The organism is Deltaproteobacteria bacterium (genome assembly GCA_005879795.1).
Classification (GTDB): Bacteria; Desulfobacterota; Binatia; order DP-6; family DP-6; genus DP-6.
The window spans coordinates 1-17,497 of the sequence record VBKJ01000074.1; the positions used below are offsets into that span (position 1 = coordinate 1).

17 protein-coding genes are annotated in these 17,497 nt (G+C 71.7%); 11 read left to right on the forward strand and 6 right to left on the reverse strand.

Annotation, left to right across the window (positions count from 1 at the left end):
• The 3 genes from E6J59_03900 to E6J59_03910 all read right to left on the reverse strand — a co-directional run.
• Positions 1 to 2,975, reverse strand: a 2,975-nt coding sequence (locus tag E6J59_03900) for a hypothetical protein (protein ID TMB22379.1), incomplete at its 3' end; no start/stop codon positions are given.
• 968 nt (positions 2,976 to 3,943) lie between these two features.
• Positions 3,944 to 4,309 carry a hypothetical protein gene (locus E6J59_03905; GenBank protein TMB22380.1) on the reverse strand — a complete coding sequence of 122 codons (366 nt, stop codon included), beginning with the start codon at positions 4,307 to 4,309 and terminating at the stop codon, positions 3,944 to 3,946.
• A gap of 444 nt (positions 4,310 to 4,753) precedes the next feature.
• A complete protein-coding gene (locus E6J59_03910) occupies positions 4,754 to 4,933 on the reverse strand; it encodes a hypothetical protein (GenBank protein ID TMB22381.1) in 180 nt (59 codons plus the stop codon).
• A 534-nt stretch (positions 4,934 to 5,467) separates the two neighbouring features.
• Here E6J59_03910 and E6J59_03915 point away from each other — a divergent pair.
• From E6J59_03915 to E6J59_03925, 3 genes are read left to right on the forward strand one after another with little or no spacing between them, the layout of a single operon-like run.
• Positions 5,468 to 5,821 (forward strand): hypothetical protein, encoded by a 354-nt coding sequence (locus E6J59_03915; protein ID TMB22382.1) that lies wholly within the window; start codon positions 5,468 to 5,470, stop codon positions 5,819 to 5,821.
• 55 nt (positions 5,822 to 5,876) lie between these two features.
• The gene (locus tag E6J59_03920) at positions 5,877 to 6,590 is read left to right on the forward strand and encodes a glycosyltransferase (protein ID TMB22395.1); all 714 of its coding nucleotides are present in this window, start codon (positions 5,877 to 5,879) and stop codon (positions 6,588 to 6,590) included.
• On the forward strand, positions 6,425 to 6,811 hold the full coding sequence (locus E6J59_03925; protein TMB22383.1) for a hypothetical protein: 387 nt from the start codon (positions 6,425 to 6,427) through the stop codon (positions 6,809 to 6,811). The genes E6J59_03920 and E6J59_03925 overlap by 166 nt, the downstream gene beginning before the upstream one ends.
• A 65-nt stretch (positions 6,812 to 6,876) precedes the next feature.
• On the opposite strand, the gene E6J59_03930 is transcribed toward E6J59_03925, so the two are convergent.
• Positions 6,877 to 7,149, reverse strand: coding sequence for a hypothetical protein (locus tag E6J59_03930; GenBank protein TMB22384.1), 273 nt, complete (start codon positions 7,147 to 7,149; stop codon positions 6,877 to 6,879).
• A gap of 480 nt (positions 7,150 to 7,629) precedes the next feature.
• Between E6J59_03930 and E6J59_03935 the strand changes: the two genes are divergently transcribed.
• From E6J59_03935 to E6J59_03950, 4 genes are all read left to right on the forward strand, one after another.
• Complete coding sequence (locus tag E6J59_03935; GenBank protein ID TMB22385.1) at positions 7,630 to 7,992, forward strand: hypothetical protein; 363 nt, start codon at positions 7,630 to 7,632, stop codon at positions 7,990 to 7,992.
• 582 nt (positions 7,993 to 8,574) lie between these two features.
• Positions 8,575 to 8,979 carry a hypothetical protein gene (locus E6J59_03940; GenBank protein ID TMB22386.1) on the forward strand — a complete coding sequence of 135 codons (405 nt, stop codon included), beginning with the start codon at positions 8,575 to 8,577 and terminating at the stop codon, positions 8,977 to 8,979.
• A 291-nt stretch (positions 8,980 to 9,270) separates the two neighbouring features.
• Positions 9,271 to 11,280 carry a serine/threonine protein kinase gene (locus E6J59_03945; GenBank protein ID TMB22387.1) on the forward strand — a complete coding sequence of 670 codons (2,010 nt, stop codon included), beginning with the start codon at positions 9,271 to 9,273 and terminating at the stop codon, positions 11,278 to 11,280.
• Positions 11,281 to 11,528: 248 nt separating this feature from the next.
• Positions 11,529 to 12,635 (forward strand): DegT/DnrJ/EryC1/StrS family aminotransferase, encoded by a 1,107-nt coding sequence (locus tag E6J59_03950; GenBank protein ID TMB22388.1) that lies wholly within the window; start codon positions 11,529 to 11,531, stop codon positions 12,633 to 12,635.
• A 6-nt stretch (positions 12,636 to 12,641) separates the two neighbouring features.
• Here the strand turns inward: E6J59_03950 and E6J59_03955 are convergent, their stop codons facing one another.
• Both E6J59_03955 and E6J59_03960 read right to left on the reverse strand, forming a co-directional pair.
• Complete coding sequence (locus tag E6J59_03955) at positions 12,642 to 12,989, reverse strand: hypothetical protein (GenBank protein ID TMB22389.1); 348 nt, start codon at positions 12,987 to 12,989, stop codon at positions 12,642 to 12,644.
• A 3-nt stretch (positions 12,990 to 12,992) separates the two neighbouring features.
• Entirely contained in the window at positions 12,993 to 13,283 is a 291-nt protein-coding gene (locus E6J59_03960; protein TMB22390.1) for a hypothetical protein, read from the reverse strand.
• A gap of 378 nt (positions 13,284 to 13,661) precedes the next feature.
• Here E6J59_03960 and E6J59_03965 point away from each other — a divergent pair, with 378 nt between their 5' ends.
• From E6J59_03965 to acs, 4 genes are all read left to right on the forward strand, one after another.
• On the forward strand, positions 13,662 to 13,958 hold the full coding sequence (locus E6J59_03965) for a hypothetical protein (protein TMB22391.1): 297 nt from the start codon (positions 13,662 to 13,664) through the stop codon (positions 13,956 to 13,958).
• 66 nt (positions 13,959 to 14,024) lie between these two features.
• On the forward strand, positions 14,025 to 14,204 hold the full coding sequence (locus E6J59_03970; GenBank protein ID TMB22392.1) for a hypothetical protein: 180 nt from the start codon (positions 14,025 to 14,027) through the stop codon (positions 14,202 to 14,204).
• A gap of 5 nt (positions 14,205 to 14,209) precedes the next feature.
• Positions 14,210 to 15,307 (forward strand): hypothetical protein, encoded by a 1,098-nt coding sequence (locus E6J59_03975; GenBank protein ID TMB22393.1) that lies wholly within the window; start codon positions 14,210 to 14,212, stop codon positions 15,305 to 15,307.
• 192 nt (positions 15,308 to 15,499) lie between these two features.
• The gene (gene acs, locus E6J59_03980) at positions 15,500 to 17,458 is read left to right on the forward strand and encodes an acetate--CoA ligase (protein TMB22394.1); all 1,959 of its coding nucleotides are present in this window, start codon (positions 15,500 to 15,502) and stop codon (positions 17,456 to 17,458) included.
• Positions 17,459 to 17,497: the final 39 nt, after the last annotated feature.

The following is a 17,497-nucleotide window of genomic DNA, read 5'->3' on the forward strand; positions in this document are numbered from 1 at the left end:
CAGGCGTTGCCGTCGCCACAGTCGGCCGCCGTCGTGCACGGCACACAGCCGGCGATGCTGGCGTGGGCGCATGCGCCCTCGTCGCAGGTGTCGGTGGTGCAGGCGTTGCCGTCGTTGCAGTCCGCAGCGGCGGTGCAGGGGACGCACCCGGAGATGGTGGCATGCGCGCAGGCGCCGGCGTTGCACGTGTCGGTCGTGCAGGCGTTGCCGTCGCCACAGTCGGCCGCCGTTGCGCACGGGACGCAGCCGGAGATGATCGTGTAGGCGCACGCGCCCGCGTCGCAGATGTCCGTGGTGCAGGCGTTGCCGTCGTCACAGTCGGCCGCCGTCGCGCACGGGACGCAGCCGGGGATGACCGTGTAGGCGCACGCGCCCGCGTCGCAGATGTCCGTGGTGCAGGCGTTGCCGTCGTCACAATCGGCCGTGGTCGCGCAGGGGACGCAGCCGGGGATCGTGGCGTGCGCGCACGCGCCGCCGTCGCAGGTGTCGGTGGTGCAGGCGGCGCCGTCGTCGCAGTCGGCCGCCGTGTCGCACCGCTGACAGCCGCGGATGGCGGAGAGCTCGCAGCTGCCGTCGGAGCCGCAGGCGTCCGTGGTGCAGGGGTTCTGGTCGTCGCAGCCCGCGGCCGTGCCGCAGGGGACGCAGCCCTCCTGGGGCTGGTGCTCACAGACGCCGTCCGCGTTGCAGATGTCCGTGGTGCAGGCGGTGCCGTCGCTGCAGTCGGCCGCCGTGTCGCAGTGCTGGCAGCCGGGGATGGCCGAGAGCTGGCAGCTGCCATCGGGGCCGCAGGCGTCCGTGGTGCAGGGGTTCTGGTCGTCGCAGTCCGCGGCCGTGCCGCAGGGGACGCAGCCCTCCTGGGGCTGGTGCTCACAGACGCCGTCCGCGTTGCAGACCTCGGTGGTGCAGCCGTCGCGGTCGTCGCAGTCAGCGGCAGTCGTGCACAGCACGCAGCCGGGGATGGCGGCATGCGCGCACGCACCGGCGTCGCAGGCGTCCGTGGTGCAGGCGTTGCGGTCGTCGCACTGCACGGCGGTCGCGCACGGCACGCAGCCGGGGATTGTGGAATGCGCGCAGGCTCCCGCGTCGCACGTGTCAGTGGTGCAGGCCTTGCCGTCGTCGCAGTCCGCGGCCGTCGCACACGACACGCAGCCGGAGATGATGGAATGCGCGCACGCACCGGCGTCGCAGGTGTCGGTGGTGCAGGCGTTGCCGTCGCCACAGTCGGCGGCCGTCGTGCACGACACGCAGCCGGGGATGGCGGCATGCGCGCACGCCCCCGCGTCGCAGGTGTCGGTGGTGCAGGCGTTGCCGTCGTCGCAGTCGGCGGCCGTCGCGCACGGCACGCAGCCGGGCATGGTGGCATGCGCGCATGCCCCCGCGTCGCAGGTGTCGGTGATGCAGGCGTTGCCGTCGTCGCAGTCGGCGGCCGTCGCGCACGGCACGCAGCCGGGGATGGTGGCGTAGGCGCAGGCACCGGCGTCGCAGCTGTCGGTGGTGCAGGCGTTGCCGTCGCCACAGTCGGCGGCCGTCGCGCACGGCACGCAGCCGGGAATCACGTCGTGGGCGCAGACGCCGCTGCCACAGATGTCGGTGGTACAGGCGTTCTGGTCGTCACAGTCGGCCGCCGTCGCGCATGGCTCGCAGCCCGGGATCGGGTCGTGGGTGCAGCCGCGCTGCGGGTCGCAGCCATCGACCGTGCAGGCGTTCCCGTCGTCGCAACTGGGGGGCGTGCCGGGTTGGCAGCCGGCGGCTCCGCCACAGATCTCGGCTCCGTTGCATGCGTTGCCGTCGTCGCAGAGCGCCGAGCCGCCCTCGTCGATCCGGCCGTCGCAGTTGTTGTCCACGCCGTCGCACACCTCGGCGTTCCCCAGCTGAATGTGCAGGACGGCGCTGCCAGCCGTCGGCATGGCGTCCACGGCGGACACGCTCGTCGTGTCCGTGAAGTCGCTGTCGCCGCAGCCGGGCGTCGCGTCGGCCGAGACCTGGATCGTCAGCGTGGCGCCGCTCGGCAGGTACGGCAGCCTCACCTGGAGCGGGTTGCTCGACACGACCGTCGGCGTCACGCTCGGATCGTCCGAAGTCACCGTCACCGTCACGTTGTGCAGGAAGCTCGGGAAGGTGCTGTTGTCGATGACGACGCCCTTGGCGATGCCCGGGCCGTCGTTGTGTACGGTGGAGGTGAACGCGACCGGGGTCGTGAGGTTCACCGGCACCGTATCGGGCGTTGCCATCACGCTCACCGACAGGTCCGTCCCGGGGAGGAAGGGGCAGTTGAGATGGCTCTTGTTGTAGTTGTTGGGGTCCGCCGAGGTGGCGGCGAAGTAGACCGATTGGTCGAGGTCGGCGGCGGTTGCGATGAGCCCGTTCGCGATCATCACCGGGACCGGGAACGCAAAGTCCAGGAAGTAGTCCGTGTCGTTCCCGAACCTCGAGCCGTCGCCGGCGGGGAAGCTCCGCGCGAGCGGGGTCGTGTTCCCGGTCGACCCGTTCGCGCGGTCGTACCTCTGCGAGAAGATCCTCACCTCCGAGCCGTCGCGGAAGAGCGGCGAGAAGTTGATGTCCTCGGCGACCGTGTTCTGCCAGATCTCGATGGTGTCCGACTTTCCGTTGAGCGAGAGCTGGTACTGGTACTGGAACGGATCGCCCGACGGCACCTGCATGAGCGCGGTCCAGGCGTACTGGGCGAGGGTCCCCGAGCCGTACGGATCCCCGTCCACCCGGTAGCGGAAGTAGAGGTAGCTGTCGTCGTGCGCGAAGTAGGCAGCGGGGAAGGTCGCGTCGCCGGCGAAGTCGACCGCGGCCGGGCTCGCGTGCGAAATGAGATCGGGCGCGTCGCAGCCGAGCGGGGTCCAAACGACCCCGTCGAAGTCGGGGTTGGCCACGGCGGCCGCCGCCGTATGGGCGACCAGCACAGCCAGCAGGCCCAGCATCGCTGCGCAGGTCCGCGCTCCGCGAGATGACATCGTTCCGCCCATCTGTTGACCCCTTCTTGGTTGTGCGCTCGCGAGCCATCGCGAGCGTCATGTTTGCAACGCTGCGCACCGCTTTGTTCAAGATGCGTGCCGCGGCCGCGCGCCCGAGGACGTCAGTGTGCAAGGGGCGCCGCGGAACGCCCGGCGCGCAGGCGCCATGCGTCATCGCTATCTACGCAGAAAGCAGTTGGATGCGAGACGCGCCGCGGAGGATGCAGCGGCCGTTGCGGCGGCGCCGGCCGCAGCAAGCGGGTGGGCGGCCACACGGCTTGCGCAGCCGCTGCGCATGGCGAGCGCGTGGGCGGAGGCGATCCATCCGGCGGTGAACGGAGCCGGGGCCGGCTTGCGAGCCTGCACGAGACGCGCGCCTGCAAGAGCGAGATGCAAGGCGGCCGCGACAGCTCCTCCGGGGGCGCGGAGTGGGCGGGGCCCTTGTCTGCGTGGCGCACCGCGCGCGCGGACAGCGTCCGAGCGAGCGGCGGCCCCGCCCCCCGCATGGCGAGGGGGGTGGGCGGGATCGTCAGCGAGTGCCGTGGGCGTTCCGTGGCGCGTGCGATGCCGCCGCGGGCGGGAGCTCGCTCCGCCCGTCGGTCCCCGTCAGCCCCGGTCGCGCCTGGCGCCCCGTTGCCTCGGTGTTGCCCTGCGGGGCCCCGTCGGGCGCGTCGGCGCGGGGCCTTTGCCTAATGCGTGGGGGTCTGCCCGGAAGGATGCGGGTCTGGGAGAGCGACGGCTCGCGCCGACGAAGACAACGCGCTATTTCGAGGAGCAGGTGCTCCGGAAGCGTCCATACATCCGAAACTGAGTCGCCCCCGGCAACGCGTCGGCGGATGGGCGGAGGCGGACGGCGCTACCCGACGTCGGCTTGCACGATCACCGGTCCCGTGTCGGCCACCGGCGACTGCATGCTCACCCAGTCCCACGCCGATGCCGACACCGCCCGGTAGTCCCCGGTGATGCCGATCGAATACGCTTCACAGCCGCGGGGCCGGCTTGGCCGGGGGCACCTCGATCCGGCTTGGCGGCGGCAGGTCGAGAGGCGGCCCCCACGGCTTCGCTGCCGCGCGCATCGCGGGGCGGAGCGACGGCCGGAAGTCGCGACGGCTGATGCCGTGGCGCTTCATGATCTCGCGCACGTGCTTCGACGTGACCCCGGCGTGCTGGGCGACGAGGATGATCCGGCCCTTGTAGCGTCGGAGCTGGGAGAAAAGGTAGAGGCGCTCGAAGCTCGCCAGGGCGCGCTGGCGGGCGAGCCGGAACGGGAGATCGAAGTCTTCGGTGGACGCCCGCTGGGCGGGCAAACCCGACCCGAGGACGAGGTGCGAGATCTCGCCGGGCACACGCCTTGGCGGATGCTAACCGCCATCGGCGCCGGTCGGCGCCGGACGGGCCTCGCGGTCCGGACCGCCTGCCGCTTCCTTTGGGAGGAGGAGGATCAGGGACGGCAAACGGACGGATGGATGCGCCGCCGGCGACCAATAAGCGCTTGATCTTCAACGGTGCGGAAGGGCACCCATGCTGGCGACCGTGGCGGACACCACCGTCACCTGACATCCACCGACACGACGGCTTTCGACGACGTCCTGCGCCGACACGACACACAGCGCCGCGTTCACCGCGGACACCGCGGACACCGACCTCACCACAAGACGAATCCCGCCCACATGATCATCCACTGGACGGCGAACTACACGCGGCCGTAGCGGCCTTCCGACAGCGACACGCAGCGCAACAACGGGGCTCCGCAAGGGGCCCCCGCTCGGTCCGGCTTCCCTCGGACGGGATCAGCTCGATACGGCGTTGTCGACGGCCGACTGAGCCCTCGACCAGAGCGTGCCGACGTCCTGCGCTATGACGACCGCCGCGGCCGCCGCAAGCGTCCCGATAACGGCGAGCGCGATGCCGTACTCGGCCAGGTCTTGGCCTCGGTCGTCACTCAGAAAATAAAGAATTTTCTCCGTCATGTTTTCCACCCTCCAGAATTCTTGCCCGCTCGGGGCCTGATAGCAACGAGGTCACCGTTACCACTGTGGGAGGGCGTCTGTCACCAAGAATCTGAGTCACCACCCCGGTTCCTGATCTCCTGCCCCCGCTGTCATCGCAGATCGCCGGACGTCTACCATGCCTCCACGCCCCTCTCGCACTGGCGCCACGATCGTGCAGCCGTGCCTCATGCCTCACCCGCGACTGACTCGCGCAATCGTGCAGCCGTGCGCGTCCGGGGCGAGGCGGGAGAGTGCCTCGCCCGCCAGCTCTGGGCGCCGCATGTTGCCGCACGTGTGGCTTTCGACCACGCTGGCTGCACGATGCGGATTGCAGGTTTCCGGGCACGTCCCTTTGCTCCGCCGGATAGCCGCCCGCGCAACGCCGGCATCTGACCGCGCTATTCGCAGCCGTGGGCGATTCTTGGGACAGTGTCGTGGCGAACACGCGAGCGGGCAACCTCATCCTCCCGAACCTCCGCGGCACGGAGCGAGGGGCCCGATAGAACGACGGTCGTGCTGCCGATCTCTGCTGACTCGAACGTCGCGCGCCTCGCGCATGCGACGATATCGCCGGGGGTGGACGCTCGGCCGGTGGCGGGGCCCGAGGTGCGTGGCAAGTTCCTCTACGTGGGCGAGGCGACCTTCCACGTCCGCGGCGTCACCTACGGTGCCTTCCGGCCCGACGAGCACGACTCGGAGTACCGCGACCCGGAGGCCATCGACGCCGACTTCGCGGACATGGCGGCCAGCGGGATCAACGCCGTGCGGATCCCCCACGATGCCCCGCGCGCGCCGCTCGATCTCGCCGCGGCGCATGGCCTCCGTGTCATGGTCGGTCTCTCGGCCGAGCAGTACGTCGGCTCCTGATCGACCGCAGGGGCGCGCCTGACGTGGCAGAGATCGTGAGCGCCAGGGTGCGCGCCTGTGCGGGCCATCCGGCGCTCCTCTGCTACGCGCTCGGCAACGAGGTCCCGGCGCAGATCGTGCGCTGGCTCGGGCCGCGGCGGATCGAGCGGTATCTCGAGCGTCTCTACCGGATCGTGAAGGCGGAGGATCCGGACGGCCTCGTCACGTACGTGAACTACCCGACCACCGATTACCTGCGGCTGCAGTTCCTCGGCCTCGTCTGCTTCAACGTCTATCTCGAGTCGCGCGACCGTTTCGAGGCGTACCTCGCCCGCCTGCACAACCTGGCCGGCGACCGACCGCTCGTGCTGAGCGAGCTCAGCCTCGAGAGCCTGCGCAACGGCGAGCACACGCAGGCGCGCGTGCTCGACTGGCAGGTGCGCGCGGTCTTCGCCTCGGGTGCGGCGGGCACGTTCGTCTTCGCCTGGACCGACGAGCGGTACCGGGCGGGCGAGTACGTGGACGACTGGAGGTTCGGCCTGACGGGCGGGCGCCGCGAACCGAAGCCGGCGCTCGGCGCCGTCCGGACCCCTACGCCGAGGCGCCCTTCCCGGCCTCCCGGCGCTGGCCGCGCGTCTCGGTCGTCGTCTGCACGTACAACGGCGCCCGGACCATCCGCGACTGCCTCGACGGTCTCGTCGACCTGGACTACCCGGACTTCGAGGTCATCGTCACACGTATCGGGTACCGTTCGACGTGGCGCTGCGCCGACGCGCGCTCGAGCGGGTAGCGCTCGGGCGCCCGCGCCGGCTCCCCGCCGACGTGCCCGCCCCTCCGATACGGATCGAGCGGAACGTCTGGATCGGCTTCGAGGCATGCGTGCACCCCGGCGTGAGCATCGGGGAGGACGCGGTCGTCGGGGCGCGGTCGGTCGTGACCGAGGATGTCCCGCCCGGCGCGGTCGTCGCGGGCAACCCCGCCCGGGTGGTTCGCTACCGAGCGTCCGCGTAGGTCCCGGCGCCGCCATCCGCGCGCGGCCGCAGCCGCGCGCGGACTCGGGCGTCAGGATGTGGCCGTCAGGGAACGGTCGTCGTGGTGGTCGTCGTGGTCGTGGTGGTCGTGGTGGTCGGCGCCGGGCAGATGTCACAGACGCTGCCCCCGCCCAGCACGACGACGCCGCCATCCGTGGTGCAGCCGTCGGCGTCGTGCGCGAGGCGTGCGGTCGACCTGGTGCAGTCGGCGCTCACGTCGCAGGCGACGGTCGAGTCGTTGCTGCACGTCCCCGCAGGGGTCGTGTCGCCCGGCATCGGGTCGTCGCACGTGCCCAGGTCGTAGTGACAGCACAGCACTTTGGCCTTGCCGCAGGTCGAGCGGGCGGAGCAGCGGGCGAGCGTGCGGCGGATCGAATCGTCTGTGAAGCAACCCGCTTTTCGCAATGCGTTGCGGTAGCGGACGACGCAGCTAACGTACTTGCCGTGGTTCCTCCACGCCTTGACGGGGCCGTCCGGGGACGCCGTACCGGCGCACGGGCACGTCGAAGCGATCGCCGCGGCGACGTCTGCCGGTGCCGGGCAAGTGATCGGCCCCGGCCGCCCCTTCGCCTCTGCGCTGGAGCACAGCGCCAGAGCACCGACGATCATGAGGAAAGATGCAACAGCTCGCATGTTGACCTCCTTGATGGATCGCCGGTGAAGCCACGAGCGTGCCAGCGAAAATCGCCCGGCCGATCGCGAACGCAGGCCGCCACCGCGGCGTGCCGGGAATGCCGGCCGTCAAGTTCTCGTCGGCGTGCGGAGACCGCGCCGGCCCCTGCTCCCCCGCCTCACGGCATGCGGACGCAGCTACAGCCGCTGACCGAGAAGACGCACGCCTCGCTCGGTTCGGCGCAGGCGCCGTTGCACTCCGGGGCCGTGGCCTCGCCGCAGGAGACGCTCCGGCATTCGCACGAGCCCGTGCCGGCGGCCGCGCCGCATTTCATGCCCGGGGCGCACGACCCGGTGCACTCTCCGTTCGCGAAGCGGCACCCGGTTGGCGACGTGGTCGTCGTCGTGCCGACGACCGTCGTGGTCGTCGTGAAGCCGCCGGAGCTCGCCGGCAGACAGAGCGACTTGGGCGCCACCAATGCCACCGCCCGCCGGCCGAACGCGTCCTCGAGCGAGGCCGCGCCAGGGCCGGGTGAGCACCTGGCCTGATAGCAGAGGAAGCTCGTGGACACGTCGGCCCCGCCGCCCGCCTCGGGAGGCGGCGGACTCACGACGGTACCGCTCGTGGCGATGCAGGCGCGGTTGGCCGGGGCCTTTAGGGTGCAGTGCATGGACCCGGCCTCGCCGCCGAGCGTGACCTGAAATTTGCCCCTGCGCATCGGGTCGCTGATCCTGAAGCACGTCAGGTTCCCGACGGTGCTCTGCGCGCCGGCCGGACGGGGGATCAGAACGATCGCCGCCAGGGACGCGGCAAGGTGGAGAAGCAGCTTCATGGTATTCCTCCGTTCACGGGCGAGGGGCTCGGGCGCGCGTCGCCGACGCGCGCGCGTCACGACGGGCTGCGGCCGAAGCCTGCCTCGGCCCTCAAGGTGCCGGTCCGCCGCCGTCGGCGCTCTACTCCCGCCTCGGCGGCACCGGGTTGAATCTGACCTGTGCTTCAGCGTAGCGCGCCGAGCCACGCGCGCAATACCACGGCCCCGCACGTCAGGGCGTGCCTCGCCTGTCGCTGGCCTGCGCTCGACGCCACCGAGCCCGTGGTGTAGGCGGGCTCACGGGGAGGAACGCAAGTCGATGGCGAGCGCACTGGACGATCTTCCGCTGATCCTGGGATTCACGGTCGTCGCCTTCGTGCTCGGTGCGATGACGCCGGTGGTCGTCCACCGCCTCGACCCAACGCCCCGGCAACCTGCCCCGCAGACCCAGGATCTGCAGCCGCTCCGCGATGCCGTCGGCGCCCTCGACCGGACCGTCGACGATCTCTCGAAGACTGTCAGCAGCCTCGCCGCGGAGGTGAACAAGCTCCGCGTTGAGCTCGCCGCCGCGCGGCGTCCACCGGAGCCGCAGCCTCCCGCGGTCGCCCAGCCCGCGTCCCCGTCCGCTCCTCAGCCCGAGCCCTCCCCGGCTTCCCCCGGCCCCAGCGCCGGTGATTCCTCTGACTCGCCGCCGGACGCTCAGCGCGCACCCTCGGAGCCGTGAGTGACGGGCGGCCTGGAGAGCCGGCGCCCTTCCCTGCGCGACCGACCCCGCAGACGTCGACTGGCGGCGGTCAGGGGCGTTCTCAGCCAGGACGGCGCGCACGTGCCCGTCGGGCTCGCACGTGGGGTTGGCCTTGTCGAACGCCGCAGGGGAGCCAGGGAGCAGATTGCAAGACTGCGGCGCGGTGCAGCCGTATGCGTCGATCGGCACCGCGCTCCCTGCTGACGTAAGCGTTTTTCGTTCGCCGCCTGGCACAGGTCTTGCCCCTCCGCCGTGCGCGAAGAGAGGGCCATGGATCGACCATCGGAGCGGCGCAGCCACCCCATCGCGGGCAAGTACGAGGTGCTGGAGAAGCTCGGCGACGGCGCGACGGGGACGACGTACAAGGTCCGGCATACGCTCGTCGACACCGTCCTGTCCGTCACGGTCCTGCCCGCGACGCTGACCGACGATCCCGGGCAGCTCGCGCGCGTCGAGGACGCCGTCCGGCAGGCGTTCCGGCTCCGGCACGAGCACATCGTGCCGGTGCTCGATTTCGGCGAGGAGGCGGAGGGGTACTACCTCGTCGAAGCCTTCGTCGACGCCGAGCCCTTGGACCGTATGCTCCGCGAGCGGGGCCCGCTCGCTCCCGCCGCGGCGCTCCACGTCGCGCGCCAGCTGGCCGACGCGCTCGCGTACGCTCACGAGCGCGGCGTCGTCCACGGCACCCTCGCCCCCGGGACGGTGCGGGTCCAGCTCGAGGCGCCGCCGCGCGCGATGCTCTCGGGGTTCGTGACCGCTGCGCCGGCGGCGCTCGTCCCGTACTCGGCGCCCGAACGGCTCGCGGGCGGCGCCGTCGATCCACGCAGCGACGTCTTCGCGCTCGGGCTCCTCGTCTTCGAGATGCTCGAAGGGAAGCGGTTCCTGACCGGGAGCGACGAAGAGGTCCGGTCGCTGTTGCTCCACGGCGACGGGCCTTTCCTGCCCCAGTTCTCCTCGATCGTGCCCTCGGGGGTGTCGGGCCTCGTGGGGCGGGCGCTCCGCCGAGCGCCCGCGCATCGGCAGCAGAGCATGGCCCAGGCGCGGAGCGAGATCGAGGCCTGCCTGCGACGCCTCGGGGAGAGAAGCGCCGGGGCGAAAGCGCCGGTCTCCGGCGACAGGCCCGTGCGGAGGCACCTGGTCATGGTGGTCGACGAGGCCCTGGAGGAGCCGGCGCGCCCGCCGGCCGAGACCGCCGACGCCCCGGAGACGCGCCCGCGGCGGCGGGTGGCGGTCAAGGTGGAGCCTGCAACCCCTGAGCCGCGCATCCCGGCGAGAGCGATGCGGGCGCCGTCGCCGTCGCGCCGCCGGATCCCGATCGCCGCCATGATGCTGATCGGTGCCGTCGGGCTCGCGGGGAGCTGGGCCGTCCTCCGCATCCTCGCGCCGGCGCCGGGGCGCGTATCGCATGCCGCCAGCGCACCGGCCGACCCGTCGCCCGCCGACGCGGCCTCGGCACCGCCCGCGACGCGCGCGGCGCTCGAGCCAGCCTCCACGGGACCCGCCGACGACGAGGAACCGCCGGCAGCGCCCGCCGCCGTCCCCGACAGGATCGCTTCCGCGCAGGCGGCCGCCGGCGCGGGCGACGCCATTGAGAAACCCAGGCCGGCACGACCCGCGGCGCCACGGATCGTGAGCCGCTGGCCGCGCCAGCGCGACGCGATCAGCGTCACGGAGGGCGCGGCTGTCGAATTCGGCGTGCGCGCCGCCGACCAGGACCCGGACGGCGGGCTCGCCTACGCGTGGTTCATGGACGGCCGAAGCGTCGGCCAGCGCCCGACGTGGCGCTTCGTCGCGCCGCCTGCCGCAACGGCGACCACGCACACGGTGGCGGTCCGAGTGTCCTCCACGGCCGGCCGGACGGCCCCGCGCGTGTGGTGGACGGTCGGCGTCACCCCGCGCATGCGGGAGGTCGACGTGCGCGATTGGCTCGATCGCCTCGCGTCGGCGTGGGAGCGCAGGGACGTCGCGACGCTCCGCCTCTACCGGATCGTCACCAGCGACGAGGAGGCCGAGGCCATCCGCAAGCGGCTGCCCCGCGGCAAGAACCACCACGTCGCGATCGGGATCGAGAAGCTCCGGACGCAGGCGCAGTACGCGACCGTCGCCTTCAGCCTAGCGGAGTTCGACGCGCGCGGGAAGCTCGTCTCCTCCGCGCGCGAATCCTACGAGCTCGAGAAGCAGGCGAGCGGCTTCGTCGCGCTTCGCGCGGCCGCCGACTCCGGGGCGCGGCCCGCCTCGCGCGCGACCATCGTTCGAGCGGCGACATCCTCCGCTCGATAGACACCCGAGAGGGAGGCGCAGCGACCTCCGGCTCGGGGAAGCGCTTCGTCACCGGCGGCGACGTTCCGCGCCGCTGCCCAACGATCCTCGCCCGGCGTCATGTCCGGGAATTTGGTCCCCGGGACCCCGGATGCTATACGTTTTTTGTGCTTCGCTCGCCCGACGCCCGGGAGGCTGCAACGGACAGGCGGAGACGCAATCCTCTTGACTGCATCTGCGAAGATAGATTTCGGCTGAAAGCACTGGCCATGGAAGTTCCGTACTTCGACCTGAAGGCGCAGTACGACGGCCTCCGAGAGGACATTCTGGCCGCGCTGGACCGTGTCTGCCGAACGGCGTCGTTCATTCTCGGCGAGGAGGTCGCGCGCTTCGAGGAGGAGTTCGCTGCCTACTGTGGCGTCAAGCACTGCGTGGCCGTGAACACGGGCACGAGCGCCCTGCATCTGGCCCTGCTGGCGGTGGGGGTGCAGCCGGGCGACGAGGTCATCACCACGCCCAACACCTTCATCGCCACCGCCGAAGCCATCTCCTACGTCGGCGCCCGGCCGGTGTTCGTGGACATCCGTCCCGCTTCCGCCAACCTCGACCCCGAGCGCATCGAAACCGCGATCACCGCGCGCACGCGGGCAATCGTGCCGGTGCACCTCTACGGCCGGCCCGCGGATCTCGATCCCATCCTGGCGATCGCCGCTCGCCACGACATCCCCGTCGTCGAGGATGCCTGCCAGGCCCACGGCGCGCGCTACCACGGCCGGCGCGTCGGCGGCCTCGGCCGGGCCGCCGCCTTCAGCTTCTATCCCGCCAAGAACCTCGGCGCCTACGGCGAGGGCGGCGCGCTCACCACGGACAGCGACGGGGTGGCTCTGCTGGCGCGCTCGCTGCGCCACCACGGAGAGACGCGGCGCTACTTCCATGATCACATCGGCTACAACTATCGCATGGACGGGTTCCAGGGCGCCGTCCTACGAGTCAAGCTGAAGCGGCTCGATGGGTGGATCGCGCGCCGGCTGGAAATCGCCCGCCTGTACCGCAGGCGGCTCGCCGGCGCGCGCGTCGATCTACCCGAGGACGACCCTCGGGCCGAAGGCGCCTACCACCTCTTCGCGGTCTACGTCGACGCCCGCGACCGGGTGCGCGAGGCGCTGGCAGCCCGCGGCGTGGGAACGGCCATTCACTATCCGCGGCCGGTCCACCTGCAGACCGCTTACGCCCGCCTCGGTCACCGGCCCGGCAGCTTCCCGCACGCCGAGCGAGCCTGCGAGCGCGTGCTCAGCATGCCGCTGTTCCCGGAGATGACGCTCGAGCAAGCCGAGTACGCTTCCGAGGCGCTCGCCGAGATCGTGGGGGCGCGCTGAGCTCGGTCAGCGCCGCCGGTCCCCTTCGCCCACCTCGCCGAGACACCGGCGGACATAGTCGGGGTCGATGTCGAGGGCCTCGCAGAGGTTCTCGAAGGAGAAGACCGTATCGCGCTCCCTCGACTCCACCCATGCCCGCGTCTCATCGAACAGGAGGCGCAGCGCGGGGTCGCGGGACCCGCGACACTTGCGATAGCAGTCGACGGCGTCCTCGAGCACCGCCAGCAGGAGGAGGCGCTCGCCTTGCTGCGGCTGGCGGCCGCCGAGCTGGCTGGGCAGAACCGTCTCGGGCACGAAGGGCGTCGTCATGTCGCGCACGCTCCCCGTCCATGCGGCCCGATCGATCCCGGCCATGGATCAGGCTACGGCGCGCCCGCCCGTGATGCGCGCGCGGCTCCTCGGCAGTCGTGCGCTGAGGCGCCGGAAGAAAGGATGCTCCGGCCACAGTTGGCGCGTCGAAACGGGGACGACCGCGCCATCGAGCCGGATGAGCAGGGTCCCTGCCGGCCAGGGCCCCTCGAGCGGCTCGAGTTTGAGGATCTGAGACACCTCCTGTCCGGCGCTCAGCGATTCGACGTCCTGGACCCGGCACACGATGGGACGCGGCAGATCCGCCGGGCACACGTAGTCACCGGGCTGATACATCATCGTGGCACCTCCTGCCGTCGGACCGAGGGAGCAGGCGGCGTGCCAGGAGGAGGACGGGGCGGCCGACCATCGCCGGCGGTCGGCGGCGGCGAAAGGGCCTCTGGCGCGAGCGCTTCACCGGATCTGCCCCCCTCCGAGCGGAGCGACAGCCAGCTGACACCCCCGTTTTTTTCCCGCCCCTACCCCGCCGTCCGGGCCCGCCCTCACCTGCCCATGGGAGACATCCGGAACGGCCCCCGGCGCGGCTCGTCCTCGCCGGCGTTCAGGCTTGTCCGCGCGCTCTGCCAGGCAGCCAAAAAAGTGCGGGAAGCGGGTGCGCCCCCCAGCGGCGACCTCCATGTCTTGACGTGAAAAGCCCCCTCCCTGCATGAGGGGCGCATGCGAACGATCGACATCCTCTCCCCAGTCGCGCTCGGCCCGTCGGAGGCGAAGCCGCTCGCCCCGCGCCTCCCCACCCTACGCGGCCGCGTGCTCGGCATCCGCGTCGACCGCGCCTGGCGCTCGTTCCACGTCTACGCCGACGAGCTCGCCCGGCTCGCGCGCGAGCGCCTCGGGGTCGCGGACGTCGTCGTCTTCGATCCGGAGACGCGCATCGGGACGCCGGAGGCCGAGAGCGGCAAGGTGGTGGCGTTCGCGCGCCGGGTCGATGCCGCCGTCGTCGGCCTCGGCACGTGAGGGTCGTGCACGTCGTGGAGTGTCCACGACACGATCGTCTGTGAGCGCGAGGGGATTCCCGCCGCCGTGGTGGTGACCGCGGTGTTCGAGAACCTGGGCCGCACGGCCGCGCGCGCGCAGGGCTATCCCGAGCTGCCGCTGCTCGCGCTGCCGCATCCGATGGAGTCGCGGCCCGAGGCCGAGGTGCGGGCGATCGCCCGCCAGCGGTTCGACGAGCTGATCGGGCTCATCGCCGAGGAGGTGTGAGCGCCATGGCCCGCGGCACCCTCGTCTCCGACCTGCGCACGGTTCCCGGCGACGCCGCCGCCCTGCTCGACTTCGTCGAGCAGCAGGGCTGGGGCGACGGCTTCCCCGTCATCCCGCCGACCGAGGCGCGCGTGCAGGCGATGCTGGAGGCGACGCCGCTCCTCCCCGCGCACGTGATCGGCGTCGTCGAGCCGCGCCGGGGCGAGGCGACGGTCGAGAAGATCGCCGTGAATGCCGTCCTGGCCGGGTGCAGGCCGGACTACTTCCCGGCCGTGCTGGCGGCCGTCGAGGCCGTGTGCGAGCCGCGCTTCAACCTCTACGCGCTCAACACGACGACCTGTTGCGCGACGCCCGCCCTCATGCTGAACGGCCCGGCGCGCCAGCGGCTCGGCATCGAGTGCGGCTACTCCTGCCTCGGGCAGAGCGGGCGCGCCAACGCGACCATCGGGCGCGCGCTCCGCCTCGTCATGCGCAACGTGGGCGGCGCGATCCCCGGCGCGGTCAGCAAGTCGGTCTTCGGACAGCCCGGTCGCGTCTCGCTCTGCTTCGGCGAGTGGGAGGAGCGGAGCCCGTGGCCGCCCTTCCACGTGCGCCGCGGCTTCGCCCCGGCCGACTGCGTCGTGACGGCCGCGTGCGCCACCGGCACGCAGGACATCGCCGACATCTGGGCCGAGACCGGCGAGGAGCTCGTCTGGGTGCTCGCCCACTCGATCGACTGGATCGGCAACAACAAGGTGCTGGTGAAGCAGGAGCAGGGGGACATGCTCCTCCTCCTCTGCCCAGACTTCGCGCACAAGATCGCACGCGACGGCATCGACGTGCCCGCGATGCAGCGCATGCTCCTCGAGTGGACGCGCGCGCCGATCGAGCGCTGGCACCGGGCGCACTGGCCGAAGCTCGAGGCGCGGGGCTACGTGGAGGGGAACGTCGTCCCGCTCGCGCGTCATCCCGAGCAGTTCCTGATCGCCGTCGCAGGCGGCGAGTCGGGCCACCACGCGCTCTACTTCTGCACCTTCGGGCTCACCTGGTCGGTGAGCAAGCGCTTCACGCTCGACGCGCCTTACACGGGCGGCGAGTCCTGCGAGCTGCCGCAGCCACGATAGGGCCAGCAGCCGGATCTCGACCGCACCGAACTCGGCGAAGTAGCGCCGCTGGGCCTCGCCGAACCCGCAGCAGCCGACGACGACCTCGCCGCGATCGCACACCGACATGATCATGCAACCCAGGCGCGCGCCTTGCACCCCAGCTGACGCATCACTACCCTACCCCCCCGTGAGCCGACCGGGAGGGACGCGATGAGCCAGACCACGGGCCAGGCGGCCATCGACTCCGTGCTCCGCGAGGAGCGTATCTTCCCGCCGCCGCCGGAGTTCAGCTGTCACGCCCACGTCCCCGACCGCACGCGCTACGACGCGCTCTACCGGTGGTCGGTGGACGACCCGGAGGGCTTCTGGCGCGAGATGGCCGGGCGGCTGCGCTGGATGGCGCCCTTCAAGCGTGTCCTCGACTGGCAGCCGCCGTTCGCGAAGTGGTTCGTCGGCGGCAAGCTCAACATCGCCGACAACTGCCTCGACCGCCACCTCGCCGGCCCCCGGCGCAACAAGGCGGCCCTCATCTGGGAGGGCGAGCCGGGGGAGCGGCGCGTGCTCACGTATCACGCCCTCCACCGCGAGGTCTGCCGCTTCGCGAACGTCCTGAAGGGCCTCGGCGTCCGGGCCGGCGACCGGGTCGGCATCTACCTGCCCATGGTCCCGGAGGCCGCGATCGCCATGCTCGCCTGCGCGCGCATCGGCGCCACGCACTCGGTCGTCTTCGGCGGCTTCTCGCCCGAGGCGCTCCGCGACCGCATGAACGACGCCGAGGCGAGCGTGCTGGTCACCGCCGACGGGGGCTGGCGCCGGGGCGCCATCGTGCCGCTCAAGGCGAACGTCGACGAGGCGCTGGCGGGCGTGCCGAGCATCCGGAGCGTGGTGGTCGTCCGGCGCACGGGCGACCCGGTGCCGATGGCCGCCGGCCGCGACCGCTGGTGGCACGAGCTGGTCGACGCCGCCTCGGCCGACTGCCCCGCCGTCCCGCTCGACAGCGAGCACCCGCTCTTCATCCTCTACACGAGCGGCACGACCGGAAAGCCGAAGGGCGTCGTGCACACGACCGGTGGCTACCTGCTCCACGCGGCGGTCAGCTGCGAGTGGGTCTTCGACCTGAAGGACCAGGACACCTTCTGGTGCACCGCCGACATCGGCTGGGTGACGGGCCACAGCTACGTCGTCTACGGGCCGCTCGCGAACGGCGCCACCTCGGTCATGTACGAGGGCGCGCCGAATCACCCGCAGCCCGACCGCTTCTGGAGGATCATCGAGGAGCTCGGCGTCACGGTGTTGTACACGGCGCCGACCGCGATCCGCGCCTTCGTCAAGTGGGGCGACGAGTGGCCGCGCCGGCACGACCTCTCCTCGCTCCGCCTCCTTGGCACGGTGGGCGAGCCGATCAACCCCGAGGCGTGGATGTGGTACCACCGAGTCATCGGCGGCGAGCGCTGCCCGATCGTCGACACGTGGTGGCAGACCGAGACGGGCGGCATCATGATCTCGCCGCTGCCCGGCGCCATCCCGACCAAGCCCGGCTCGGCGACCCTCCCGCTCCCCGGCGTCGTGCCCGAGGTGCGCTCGCGGGACGGGAAGACCCTGGGCCCGAACCAGGGCGGATACCTCGTCATCACGCGGCCCTGGCCCGGCATGCTGCGCACCGTCTGGAAAGACCCCGAGCGCTACCGGCAGTACTGGAGCCAGATGCCGGGCGTCTACTTCACGGGCGATGGCGCGCGCCGCGACGCCGACGGCTACTTCTGGGTGATGGGGCGCATCGACGACGTGGTGAACGTGGCCGGCCACCGGCTCGGCACGATGGAGGTCGAGAGCGCGCTCGTGAGCCATCCCGCGGTGGCCGAGGCGGCCGTCGTCGGCCGTCCCGACGACCTGAAGGGCCAGGCGATTGCCGCCTTCGTCACGCTCGAGTCGAGCCGGAAGCCGAGCGAGGAGCTGAAGAAGGCGCTCCGCGAGCACGTCGCCAGGGAGATCGGCGCCTTCGCCCGCCCCGATGACCTCCGCTTCACCGACGCGCTCCCGAAGACCCGGAGCGGGAAGATCATGCGCCGGCTGCTGCGCGACATTGCCGCCGGCAAGGAGACGGCCGGCGACACGACCACGCTCGAGGACTACTCCGTCCTCGCCCGCCTGCGCGAGGAAGAGGAGTAGGCCCGGGTGGCGATCGTCCTCACCAACACGCTCTCGGGG